We start from the raw sequence: 12,610 nt of genomic DNA on the forward strand, positions 1-12,610 counted from the left end.
TATTTAATATCTTTCGATATTGAATTGACTGTGCTGCAATTCCTACCTAAGTAGTTATTGCTGTTGGTCACTCAGCTTCTCTTTCGAGAAATCACATTGAGACTCTAAATTTGTTTGCCTCACTTAGTAAACTAAGCTTGGCTGTTAGAACTCAATCTGTACGAGTGCCCACACAGATGATTGCTTTATATTGTTAAAGAACGTTGCGATTAAAGCGTTAAACTTTATCTCGCTAGGGCTGCGCATACTACGCTTTCCTATTTTTTTGTCAACACTTAATTTTGTTAAACTTGAAAGTTTTCGAAACTAAGTTTTACTCAACTCACTGAGTAGCTCGTGCCTCGCTATGCGTTGGCGTTCCCCGTCTCAGTGGGGTCGCATTATAGGGAGATCCGAAAACAGATCAACCCTTTTTTGAAGAAAACTTGAAATAAATGACTGTTCGAACAAAATTACAACTAAACGCTCATTTTAACCACTAAAAACTGTGGTAAAGAGCGGTTTAACTAGTTTACTTTAAGTTTCCAACCACATTTTTTCTGATACTTAATCTCTTGATTTAGCTCACTTGCCATTAATGGGTGGTTTTTTAACCAATCGTTTTCAAATTGAATAGCTAACTCTTCATTTTCAGCTGTTATCTTAAAGTTGGGCAAGACATCATCTTGGCGGCGCATAGATAAAATAACGGCAACACGTAATAGTCGAACGATATACGTTGCAACGTTACTGTGCGCACCTAAATGATCTAAACATCCTTTTTGAAGGTCTGAACGATGGCTGTTGGCAATCGCAACGATCACTTTGTGTTCTGATTGCGAAAAACCTGGCATATCGGTATTTTCTAAAATGTAAGCGGTATGTTTGTGGTATTGCTTGTACTCTATTAATAAACCAATCTCATGAAGTTGCGCCACGGCATTTAAAAGCGGTAATCCACTTAATGCTTCTATCGGCCAATAGTGATTAACCTCGCTAGCTAATTGTAAAGCTAAGCCGGATACTCGCGATGCTTGCTTTTGATCCACATGATAACGATTCATAAAACCATCAATAGTACGTTTACGAATGTCGTTATTATGCAGTTCCGGTAGCATGCTATATAAAACACCTTCACGAAGCGCGCCACCCGCCAATCCCATTTGTTCTATTTCTAGTGACTCAAACAGTGCAATTAAGATAGCCAGCCCAGATACAAACACTAAACGTCGCTCTTCACTTAACCCTGGCAAGTCGAGTTCAGCTATAGTCTCATAAGCAATAGATTGTTGCTTAATGGTGTATAGCTTTTCAAGGGTGAGCATTTCATTTAAATTTTGTGCCACCATGATTTCTTGAATAGCTTGTACGGTCCCTGACGCACCAGAGGCAAGTTGCCAACCAGCCGTTTTATACTCAGGCGCTATTTCATCAATAACAGTACGCGCGGCTTTAATAGCAGTATTAAAGTTTGCTTCATTTAACTGGCAATCTTTAAAGTAGCGTTCAAGGTAAGTAACACACCCTATATTAAGACTTTTATAGTGACGTGCTTCAAAGCCTTGGCCGATCACCACTTCAGTACTCGCACCACCAATATCAATAACTAGCTGTTTGCCCGCACATGAAGAAGTGTGCGCAACTCCTTTGTAAATAGTTCGCGCTTCTAGCTCACCACTAATAACATTAACTTTATGGCCTAATATTTTTTCAGCACGTAATTTAAAGTCGTCGGCGTTGGTTGCTAAACGAAGTGTTGCAGTGGCAACAATGGTGATGTTTTTCTTGGGAATATCTTGCAAACGTTCCGCAAACAAGGCCAAACACTCCCAGCCTCGTTGCATAGCCTCTAAGCTCAATAGATTATTATCATCAAGCCCAGCGGCGAGTCTTACTTTGCGTTTGACGCGACCTATTGTTTGCAAGCCACCCGCCACTGATTTGGCAATAAGCATATGAAAGCTATTTGAGCCCAAATCAATGACTGCATATACATTTTTTTGCGGTTTAAGTTGCCCCACCGTTCAAAAACCTCTAGTTACGAATACTATCAAACTAACGGTCGGTTAAGACCGTCCTTTTTGGTAACCATTATTTGGGCGACGTCCGTTGTTATTACTACGATTACGTGGACCGGTAGAAAAATTACGTTTTCTGTGAATAGTCGGCTTAGTCAAATCATCTAGCAATGCACTTTTATCGTAATGCGATAAAGGGATGCTGTGCTCGATGTACTCTTCAATTTCATGAAGGTTATAAGCATACTGCTCACACGCAAAGCTAATTGCATGACCCGAAGCGCCTGCACGAGCTGTACGACCAATACGGTGAACGTAATCTTCGCAATCATCAGGTAAGTCAAAGTTAAATACATGACTTACTTCTGGAATATGTAAACCACGCGCAGCAACGTCGGTAGCCACTAAAAAGTCTAGCTCGCCTTTACTAAATTGCGCGAGTATTGATTGACGTTTCTTTTGGTTTACATCACCGGTGAGCATACCCACTCGATGTCCATCTGCTTTTAACCATGCATACACAGTTTCACAGCTGTGTTTGGTATTTGCAAAAACAATGGCTTTCTCAGGCCATTCTTCTTCAATCAAGGTTAACAACAGCTTAATTTTATCTTCTTGTGAAGGATGAAATAGCTCTTCTTGAATACGTTTACCCGTTTTTACATCGGGTTCTATTTGCACATGCTCTGGGTTTGTCATGTGTTCAAATGCAAGCTCTTGTACACGATACGACAGTGTGGCAGAGAATAATAAGTTTAAACGCTCTGATGTATCCGGCATACGACGGAACATATAACGGATATCTTTAATAAAGCCTAAATCGAACATACGATCGGCTTCATCTAGCACGACTACCTCAATTTCATTAAGGGTGTAACAGCCTTGCTTGTACAGATCTATTAGGCGACCTGTAGTACCAATTAAAATATCAACGCCTTTTTCTAGTTGTGCACGTTGTTTTTCGTAATCTTCGCCACCATATACTAAACCTAAGTTAAGATTACAGTGCGGCGCTAAAATTTTTGCATCTTTGTGTATCTGAATCGCAAGCTCCCGAGTTGGGGCCATGATCAGGGCTCTTGGATGTTTACTAGGTGCTTTGCTAGATTGTAATAACCGATGGCATGTGGCGGTTAAAAACGCCAACGTTTTGCCTGTACCTGTTTGTGCTTGGCCCGCAATATCGCGCCCTTCACAAATAAACGGTAGGCATTTAGCTTGAATGGGTGTGCAATATTCAAACCCACTTTCGGTTAACCCGGCAACCACTTCCGGTGCAATAGCAAAGTCTGAAAACTTTTTATCGGTCAAATGTGTCTTAGTCATAGCGTTTAAGCATAACGTTTAAACTTGCAATAAGAAACAAGAGTGTTTAAATACGCACTAAATATTTCGCCTAACTAAACCGGAGAGCGCAATGAGCGAGAAAATAATCCAAATTACCGACGATAGCTTTGAAGCTGACGTATTACAATCAGACAAACCTGTACTAGTAGACTTTTGGGCTGAATGGTGCGGACCGTGTAAAATGATCGCCCCAATTCTAAGCGAAGTTGCTGAGGAATTTGATGGCCGTGTAACGATTACTAAATTAAACATTGACCAAAACGCAGGTACTCCACCTAAATTTGGTATTCGTGGTATTCCTACACTACTACTTTTCAAAGATGGTCAAGTGGCTGCAACTAAAGTAGGCGCACTATCAAAAACACAATTAGTTGAGTTTTTAGAAAACAACATCTAAGTGTAAATTTATAAAAAAAGGGCGCTCAGCCCTTTTTTTATTATTTATTTTACAGAAGTACTGGACGCTGCAGTAATGACCTGCTAGTTTATAAAGCCAACTAATCCTTAGTTATATTCAACAAACCTCACTCAACGATCTAATAAAGCGATTTTGAGTATGACAACTGTAATAAAGAACCCACCAATATGCATTTACGCGAATTAAAAGACAAGTCTATAAAAGAGCTTGTAAACTTAGCTGAGTCCATGGGGCTCGAAAACGTAGCCCGCTTAAGAAAGCAAGACATTATTTTTGCTATTCTTAAATCCCACGCCAAAGGCGGAGAGAATATCTTCGGCGGTGGTGTATTAGAAATTTTGCAAGATGGTTTTGGCTTTTTAAGATCATCAGAAGCTTCTTACTTAGCTGGCCCAGATGATATTTATGTATCTCCAAGCCAAATTCGCCGTTTTAGTATGCGTACTGGCGACTCTATTTCAGGTCTTATTCGTCCGCCAAAAGATGGTGAGCGTTACTTTGCTTTACTTAAAGTAAACGAAGTTAATTTTGATAAACCTGAAAACTCTCGCACTAAAATCCTTTTTGAAAACCTGACACCACTACATGCAAACGAACGTTTTCGTATGGAACGTGGTAACGGCAGTAAAGAAGATATTACCGCACGAGTTCTTGATTTAGCGTCACCCATTGGCCGCGGCCAACGTGGTTTATTAGTAGCACCGCCAAAAGCGGGTAAAACCATGTTGCTACAAAATATTGCGCAATCAATCACACATAACCACCCTGATGTTACATTAATGGTTTTACTTATTGATGAACGTCCGGAAGAAGTGACTGAGATGCAACGCCTAGTAAAAGGTGAAGTTATTGCATCAACATTCGATGAACCAGCATCTCGCCATGTACAGGTTGCTGAAATGGTTATTGAAAAAGCAAAGCGCTTAGTTGAGCACAAAAAAGACGTGGTGATTTTACTTGATTCAATCACACGTTTAGCACGTGCTTACAACACCGTTATTCCATCATCAGGTAAAGTATTGACCGGTGGTGTAGATGCTAATGCATTACATAAGCCTAAACGTTTCTTTGGTGCTGCACGTAACGTTGAAGAAGGCGGTAGTTTAACAATTATTGCGACTGCGCTTATTGATACCGGCTCTAAAATGGATGAAGTTATCTACGAAGAGTTTAAGGGTACGGGCAACATGGAACTACACCTTAACCGTAAAATTGCGGAAAAACGTGTATTCCCAGCTATCGACTTTAACCGTTCTGGTACGCGTCGTGAAGAATTACTTACTAAGCCTGATGAGCTCCAAAAGCTGTGGATTTTACGTAAGATAGTCCATGACATGTCAGAAATTGATGCCATGGAATTTTTAATCGATAAACTATCAATGAGTAAAACCAACGATGAGTTTTTTGATTCGATGAAACGTCAGTAATCTGAACGCTGGTTAAATAAACGTTTTTAAATAAAGAAGACACCAGATGGTGTCTTTTTTATTTTTAGAGTAAATCAGCTTATCCGTATTGCTTAAGCAGTACCAGCAAGTCATTTACTAATGTTGTTAACTTTTGAGTGTTAATTTGTGACTGAAGTAATTCATCATCTAGTGCTTTTGCCACTAATGCTATTTCTTTAAACTCAAACATTTGTGCCGCACCTAAAACTCGGTGGCTATCTTTTTGCAGCGATTTATAATCTCCAACTTTAAAATGCTGTTCAATTAGCTCACTTTCTGTAATCAGGCTTTGTTTAAAACTCACTACTAAATCACTCATATCTACATGAATACTTTCTGTCGATGAATCCTCATTTGCTGAGCTTAAGTATTTAGCTAAAACAGTGTAAAAAGATTCTTTGTCTATTGGTTTTGCTAAATAATCGCTAAAACCAAGTGATAAGTAGTGGTCAATCTCGTGGCTCATGGCATTGGCCGTTAACGCTAAAATAGGCTGCTCATAACCACATTGTTTGAGTAGTTCAAACGCAGAAATACCATCCATAACGGGCATTTGAATATCTAACAGCACCAAATCCGGATACAACTTTAAACTTTGCTCTACGGCTTGCTCACCATTTTCAACGGCAATCACTTCAAGTCCTAGGGAGTGTAAATAACGACTGATCAGTTTGCGGTTATCACTGTGATCCTCAGCAAGCACCACCTTACCCGATAACAACCTATGCCCTGCAGCCGATTTAGCTTGCATATCATCGTGGCAAACTTGCTCTTCAACTTGTATACAAGGCAAATAGAACGAAAACTCACTGCCCTTTTTAAACTCACTCTGCACGCTAATATAGCCACCCATCATAGCTGCTAACTGCTGCGACAAACTCAAGCCCAAACCAGTACCGCCAAAACGTCGGCTAATGCTGTTATCTGCTTGGCTAAAGCATTCAAAAATAAGCTTAAGCTGTGAGGAGCTCATGCCAATTCCGGTATCTTGAATACAAAAGAGCAGCCCTTGATCCGTTTTGCTAACAGCAATTGTTACGTGCCCCTTATGAGTAAACTTAATGGCATTGGCGCATAAATTAATAAGTATTTGTTTTACTCGAGTTAAATCTAGCCGCGTAAAATAGGTATCACCTAACTGACTCTCTAATATCAGTGACAAGCCTTTCGCTTTAGTTTGTGGAGAAAACATAGCATGAACATCGTTGATCAATTGCACCATATCAAAACAGCTAATGTTAAGTTCTAGCCTGTTTGCTTCGATTTTACTTAAATCAAGCACATCATTAATCAGGCTTCTTAAATGCTCACTTTGTCGTTGTATTACCCTAAGCTCATCTTGTAATTGCTCAGCCTTATACTGACCACTAATAAGATCATCTGTTTGCGCCAAAATAGCGGTTAATGGCGTTCTAATTTCATGGCTTATATTCGCTAAAAACTGGCTTTTAACCTCGTTAGCTTCACGCAGTTCTTGCGCCACACTTTGCAGCTCTTTGGTGCGCTGTTCAACTTGCTCGCTCAGCTTTAACTTCGCTTGTTTTTCTGTCCGGCGTTTATAAACAGCAATTACTGTAATTAAAATCAATATGGCAACAATCACTAATAAGAATGTCAGCTGTGAACGTTTAGCTATTTGTAATTCTTGTAAGTATTGTTGCTGTTTTAATTGTTTAATTTCTTGGTTTAGCTGATTTGATTCAAACTGAATTTGAAATTGACTGACCGCTTTTGAGGCTTCTTCGGTATTAACACTGCGCTGATAATCAACATACTGTTGATGCAAATTTAACGCTTTTTCATAATCCCCTAAGCTAGCATGGATCAGCGCCTCAACCCCCAAACCGTCTTTTATGCGCATGCCATTATTATACTCTTTGGCAAGCGTAATTGAACGCTCTGAGGTTTCTTTGGCATTTTCTGTATCGCCTTGCACAAATTGAACAGTCGATAACACGTGTAAGGCAGCCGCTAGTAACGACTTATTATCAGCCTCAAGTGCAAACTGTTGCCCTGCATTAGCATGATATAACGCGACATCAAATTTATTTAATTTAAGATTAATTGTGGCTAAATTGGTGTGCTTAGTCGAAAGCTGAAAGGCGTTATTAACACTTTGATAGTAGCGCAAAGCTAATTGGTTGTAATGCAACGCTAACTGGTACTGCCTCGATTCAGTGTACGCCACACCCATGTTACCGTATACCTGTGCAACGCCATCGTCATCACCAAGCTCTTGAAAAACTTTTAAAACCTCACGATACATCTCAAGCGCGGACTCATACCGAGAGAGACGAATATAAATACCGGCGATATTATGTAATATATCGGCTTTATCTTGTGCGCTCCCCTCTTTTTCATAAATGACTTTGGCTTGCTGATAATAATCGAGGGCTAGCTCCATGTTATACATATCAAAGTAAGCGAGCCCAATATTACTGAGTAAGTTAGCCTGTTTAATCGGGCTTTTAAGGGTAATGGCAATGTTTAACGCGCGATTATAATCAACGACCGCTTGTTGCACTAACCCTTGATAATAAAGCACCACGCCTTGCATTTTAATTGCACGAAAATAAAGTTTTGGCTGTTCTTTGAGGGTGCTATTCGCCTCTAGTAATTTAAAATACTTTAGTGCATTAGCTAAATCACTCTGTGTAAACGCCAGCTCCGCTAAGTCACTGTAAATGGTCACGCGTTGTAAATTTGGAAGATCAGGGTTAGCTAATATGTCTGTTGCAAGGCGGTGCTTTTTAGTCCATGTTTGCTCAAGATCGAACTGCTCAAACAAACTTGTCTACTCATTGGATAAAGCGTCGTTTGATGCACCACTCAGTACAACCAAAAGACCAATTAAGCAGATGCGCTTTAACCGAGTCAGCATAAAAATATCCTTTAATCCTTGCTAGCCATAATAAAATGACACCCAAACAATATGTAAACATCTAATTTAGACCAATATAAAACAGGCATTCACGCCCACTCCTTGGGGTTTAATGTTACTTAGGTGTATGATAATTTGTTCAAGATACACCAATTAATAGATTGTAAACAATGCTTAACCCACTGATAGATGAGATTTTTGAACTATTAATCAATAATAAAGTGTGGATGGTTCATACTTTAGCATCGGAACTAAAAGAACGTGGGTTACTTGATACCTTAGCCGCTGATCCTGGGCGTGATTTATTTAAACGTAATTTTTTAATTATGAATGCACTTTATCAGTTACAGCAGCAAGTTATGCCAAAACAGCAGCTACTGATTAAAAGTTTACATATTGAGCTGGTAAGCGACCCTCGCCAAAACCAACTTCACCCAAACGATCCGCTGCGTGACTACTACTTAAACTGGCAAAACTTTGAAACATCAACAGCAGAAATTAACGCATTATTAGATAGCTTTTGGCAACGTTTCAGTAAGCCTAAACAACATGAAGCGCCTTTAAGTGCTCAGCAACATCAGCAATTAATCGCTCGCTGGCAATTAGTACAACCAATTACCTTAAAAACATTACAAAAGCGTTGGCGACAACTAGCCGTTCAGCATCATCCAGACAAACAAGGGGGTGATAATGAAGTGTTTAAACAATTAAAAATGGAATATGAGCAACTCAAGGCGAGCTGCTCATCTTAAAACGTAAAACTAGCGCGTCAGGCGACGAGCACGGATTTTACGCCCTTTAATATTGCCTTCGGTTAATTTACGTAACGCGGGTTTAGATGAGTTACGCTCTACCGCGACAAAAGCCACGTTATCAAGTACATTAATTTTACCCACTTGGCGCCCTGCTATACCATCTTTACCTGTTAATGCGCCTAAAATATCGCCGGCACGCACTTTTTGTTTTTTGCCTGCATCAATCATCAAAGTCACCATTTCAGGTTTGTATGGAGGCTTATCTAATAGGTTATAAGATGGCATTGGCTCAGGGGTAAAATCACGCTCATAGTGGTCACCAATTTGCGCTACTTTAAATTGCTCAGCATCACCGTAAATAGAACACGCAATGCCTTTTTTGCCCGCTCGCCCGGTACGCCCTACACGGTGAACATGCGTTTGTGGATCATGCGCTAAGTGATAGTTAATTACCATGTCCATATCATCAATATCTAAGCCGCGTGCTGCTACATCGGTTGCCACTAAAATAGACGCACTCTTATTGGTAAAATGAATCAGTGTACGCTCACGGTCACGCTGCTCTAAATCGCCATGCAATGCAACGGCGCTGAAGCCTTCATCGGCTAAATCATCACATACTTGCTGTGTTTCTACCTTGGTATTACAAAACACCACACAACTTTGTGGGGTAAATTTAAGTAATAGTAATTTAAGGGTTGGATAACGTTGCTTATTATTATCCATTTTATAGAAGTATTGCTTGATAGTGCTTTTTTCTTGCTGCTCTTCTACTTTAATCATTTCAGGGTTGCTCAGAACACGCTTTGCAATGGCTTCGATTGATTTTGGAAAAGTCGCGCTAAATAACAATGTTTGACGATTTGTTGGAATACACTCAATTATGGCATCGAGGGTGTCTTGAAAACCCATATCAAGCATTTGGTCGGCTTCATCAAGTACCAGCGTTTCAACATCATCTAAGCGCAATGTACCTTTACGAATATGGTCGTCAACTCGCCCTGGTGTACCTACAATAATATGCGCACCATGTTCAAGTGAGCCAATTTGAGGACCAATTGATACCCCGCCACACAAAGTTAAAATTTTAATATTATGAATACCGCGTGCTAATTTACGCATTTCAACCGCTACCTGCTCTGCAAGCTCACGGGTTGGGCACAGCACTAACGACTGAATACGAAAGCGTTTAACATTCAGCTTGGCTAAAACGCCTAGACTAAATGCCGCTGTTTTACCTGAGCCTGTTTTAGCTTGGGCAATAATATCTTTACCACTTAAAACAGGAGGCAGGCTTTGTGCCTGTACAGGAGTCATTTGGGTGTAGCCGAGTGTTGATAAATTATCAACTAACCCAGAAGGTAAGGCCAACGATGAAAAAGCAGTTGCAGTCACAGTAAATTCCATAGCAAAAAAATAACTTGAGAAAAGTCTCAATAAATATGCGGCTAATAATAGCAGATTTAACAATTAGCAACCATTAACAACGCACGATAAAAAGTGCAAATAAAGATATTGCAAATGATAGTTATTTTCATTAAGATCTGCGGCGTTTTACTATTCTAATAACTCTAAGCCGGAAGCTACTAATGAAACTTAACCCACTTTTTATCGCACTTTTAGCCAGTACCTCTGCAAATGTATTTGCTAACACCGCAAATATAGAGCGCATTGAAGTAAAAGGCAGTTACTTCAACGACTACAAAGTAGATAATGCCAGTGGGGCAATGAGAACCTCAACCTCATTACTCGATACCGCACAATCAGTCACTGTTATTACAGATACAATTGTAAATGAGCAACTAGCAACCACCTTAGGTGAAGTACTAAGTAACGATGCGAGTTTAACGCCAGGATCTAAGCAACGTAATCGTGAAGTATTTAACTTACGTGGTTTTGAGTTAAGTTCATCAACCGGCTACCTGCGTGATGGCCACCAGCATTGGTCGCACTATCAACAACCTATTGAAATTTTAGAGCAAGTTGAAGTAATTAAAGGACCATCGAGTATTTTGTACGGCCAATCGGGCCCTGGCGGCTTAGTAAATATGGTGACTAAAAAGCCAACCGCACAAACGTTATTTAATGCCAGTGCCGATGTCGATCAACATGGCTCAACTCGCTTTATGCTTGATGCTGGCGGCGCATTGACTGAAGCTGAAGATTTACGTGCCCGTGGCGTATTAGTAAAACAAGACGTTGAATACTGGCGTGAGTATCAAAACGGTGATAACCGCGAACGCGATCGTTTTTTAGGTGCATTAGTGGTTGATTACGATATTAGCGATAATGCCTTAGTACGTGTTCACTATGACCGTACCGATGACGAAGCAGGTCTAGATACGGGGGCTTGGATCGATAATGATGCTAATATCATTGGTAACGATAAAACAATTCGTGACATGTCTTGGGCATTTACCGACATCACCGTTGAAAACATGGGCATTGATTTTAATGTATTTTTAGCCGATAACTGGCAAGTAAAACTTGGCTACAATGAACAAACATTTGAGCGCCAGCGTTTTGAGTCAGCACCACGTAAGCCAAGTGACTTTATCGAAGGCGATAGTTATCAGTCACGCCCTTACGATCGCTTTGATGATTGGCAGTTTAAAACTGCTTTTATCGACTTTATTGGCGAATTTGAAACCGTGGGTGTGCATCATCAATTATTAATAGGCGCTAATTCACTAGATTATTACTACGGCCAATTACGAACCTCTGCTGATGCAATTAATTTTTCTGCCGGTCAAAATGAGCCTAATCGCCCTAATATAAGTTACAAATCAGATGATACTGTTAGCTCATCTGCCTACGATTACTACGGGATTTATATCCAAGATTTGATTTCGTTCTCGCCTAAATGGCAACTATCACTGGGTGGTCGTTACGATAAACAAAGTAAAGAAAACAGCAATAACGAATCGTTCGTACCTAAGGTCGGCGTACTTTACCATCCAAATGCATCAGCAACCGTATACGCAAGTTACTCGGAAGGATTTGAGCCGCAAAACGAAACATTAGAAAATGAAAATGATGTTAATAATGGCATGAAACTCGATGCCATTACCTCTGAGCAACGAGAAGTTGGGGTTAAATGGCAACTGTTTGATGATCGATTAATGCTCAGCGGCGCCCTATTTGATATTAGTAAAACAGGCACCTTAGTGAGCGAAAATCTGATTAACCCTATTGGTGATATAACCAGCATAACCACGCAAGCAGGTGAACAACGCCATAAAGGCTTTGAACTTTCTGCACAAGGTGCTGCTACCGATCGTTTATTTGTTATGGCATCAACCATGTATTTAGATGCTAACTATGAACGAGATGAAGAATTAGAAGGTAAGCGCCCAACCGATGCACCAAAGTGGTCTGCCTCACTTTGGACCCGTTATGAACTCAACGACGCCATTGCTTTTAATGCCGGCGCTTTTTATGAAGGCGAACGTTTTGCCGATAATGCCAATACAGTAACAAAACAGGGATATACCCGTGTTGATGTTGGCGCAACCTACGCACTTAAGGTAAGTAATACAGATATTAACCTGCGTTTAAACATTGAAAACTTATTCGATAAAAACTACCTAGCCGGTGGTGGATTAAATAACGTGACGGTAGGTGAAGGCACAAGCGTGCGTTTAGCAGCGCAATTTAGCTTTTAAATACAAACTTTAAAAACCCATAGCCCACCTCAATTTGAGGTGGGCTTTTTTTGAACTGACTTTTGAACCCACTGAATAGCCTACTCATCTCATCTATTT

General features: G+C 40.2%; 8 protein-coding genes. 4 read left to right on the forward strand and 4 right to left on the reverse strand.

Going from position 1 to position 12,610, the window contains the following annotated elements:
- Positions 1–506 precede the first annotated feature (506 nt).
- Positions 507–2,000, reverse strand: coding sequence for a guanosine-5'-triphosphate,3'-diphosphate diphosphatase (gene gppA / locus A9479_RS08185; protein WP_064663166.1), 1,494 nt, complete (start codon positions 1,998–2,000; stop codon positions 507–509).
- Between the two features lie 45 nt (positions 2,001–2,045).
- Positions 2,046–3,323 (reverse strand): ATP-dependent RNA helicase RhlB, encoded by a 1,278-nt coding sequence (gene rhlB / locus A9479_RS08190; protein ID WP_010392673.1) that lies wholly within the window; start codon positions 3,321–3,323, stop codon positions 2,046–2,048.
- A 91-nt stretch (positions 3,324–3,414) separates the two neighbouring features.
- Between rhlB and trxA the strand changes: the two genes are divergently transcribed.
- Positions 3,415–3,741 carry a thioredoxin TrxA gene (gene trxA / locus A9479_RS08195; RefSeq protein WP_013463750.1) on the forward strand — a complete coding sequence of 109 codons (327 nt, stop codon included), beginning with the start codon at positions 3,415–3,417 and terminating at the stop codon, positions 3,739–3,741.
- 188 nt (positions 3,742–3,929) lie between these two features.
- Positions 3,930–5,189 (forward strand): transcription termination factor Rho, encoded by a 1,260-nt coding sequence (gene rho, locus A9479_RS08200; protein WP_013463749.1) that lies wholly within the window; start codon positions 3,930–3,932, stop codon positions 5,187–5,189.
- Positions 5,190–5,268: 79 nt separating this feature from the next.
- Here the strand turns inward: rho and A9479_RS08205 are convergent, their stop codons facing one another.
- A complete protein-coding gene (locus A9479_RS08205) occupies positions 5,269–7,998 on the reverse strand; it encodes a tetratricopeptide repeat protein (protein WP_231893556.1) in 2,730 nt (909 codons plus the stop codon).
- 263 nt (positions 7,999–8,261) lie between these two features.
- On the opposite strand from A9479_RS08205, the gene A9479_RS08210 reads away from it, so the two are divergent.
- A complete protein-coding gene (locus tag A9479_RS08210; RefSeq protein WP_024601995.1) occupies positions 8,262–8,843 on the forward strand; it encodes a DNA-J related domain-containing protein in 582 nt (193 codons plus the stop codon).
- A 9-nt stretch (positions 8,844–8,852) separates the two neighbouring features.
- Here the strand turns inward: A9479_RS08210 and dbpA are convergent, their stop codons facing one another.
- Positions 8,853–10,241 carry an ATP-dependent RNA helicase DbpA gene (dbpA, locus tag A9479_RS08215; RefSeq protein ID WP_064663167.1) on the reverse strand — a complete coding sequence of 463 codons (1,389 nt, stop codon included), beginning with the start codon at positions 10,239–10,241 and terminating at the stop codon, positions 8,853–8,855.
- A 194-nt stretch (positions 10,242–10,435) separates the two neighbouring features.
- Between dbpA and A9479_RS08220 the strand changes: the two genes are divergently transcribed.
- On the forward strand, positions 10,436–12,511 hold the full coding sequence (locus A9479_RS08220; RefSeq protein ID WP_064663168.1) for a TonB-dependent siderophore receptor: 2,076 nt from the start codon (positions 10,436–10,438) through the stop codon (positions 12,509–12,511).
- Positions 12,512–12,610: the final 99 nt, after the last annotated feature.

Source organism: Pseudoalteromonas sp. MQS005 (assembly GCF_001661605.1).
Taxonomy (GTDB): Bacteria; Pseudomonadota; Gammaproteobacteria; order Enterobacterales; family Alteromonadaceae; genus Pseudoalteromonas; species Pseudoalteromonas tetraodonis.

Coding starts and splice junctions, on each gene's coding strand:
- rhlB (WP_010392673.1), bottom strand. CDS start 3,323: ATGACTAAGACACATTTGACCGATAAAAAGTTTTCAGACTTTGCTATT.
- trxA (WP_013463750.1), top strand. CDS start 3,415: ATGAGCGAGAAAATAATCCAAATTACCGACGATAGCTTTGAAGCTGAC.
- rho (WP_013463749.1), top strand. CDS start 3,930: ATGCATTTACGCGAATTAAAAGACAAGTCTATAAAAGAGCTTGTAAAC.
- A9479_RS08210 (WP_024601995.1), top strand. CDS start 8,262: ATGCTTAACCCACTGATAGATGAGATTTTTGAACTATTAATCAATAAT.
- A9479_RS08220 (WP_064663168.1), top strand. CDS start 10,436: ATGAAACTTAACCCACTTTTTATCGCACTTTTAGCCAGTACCTCTGCA.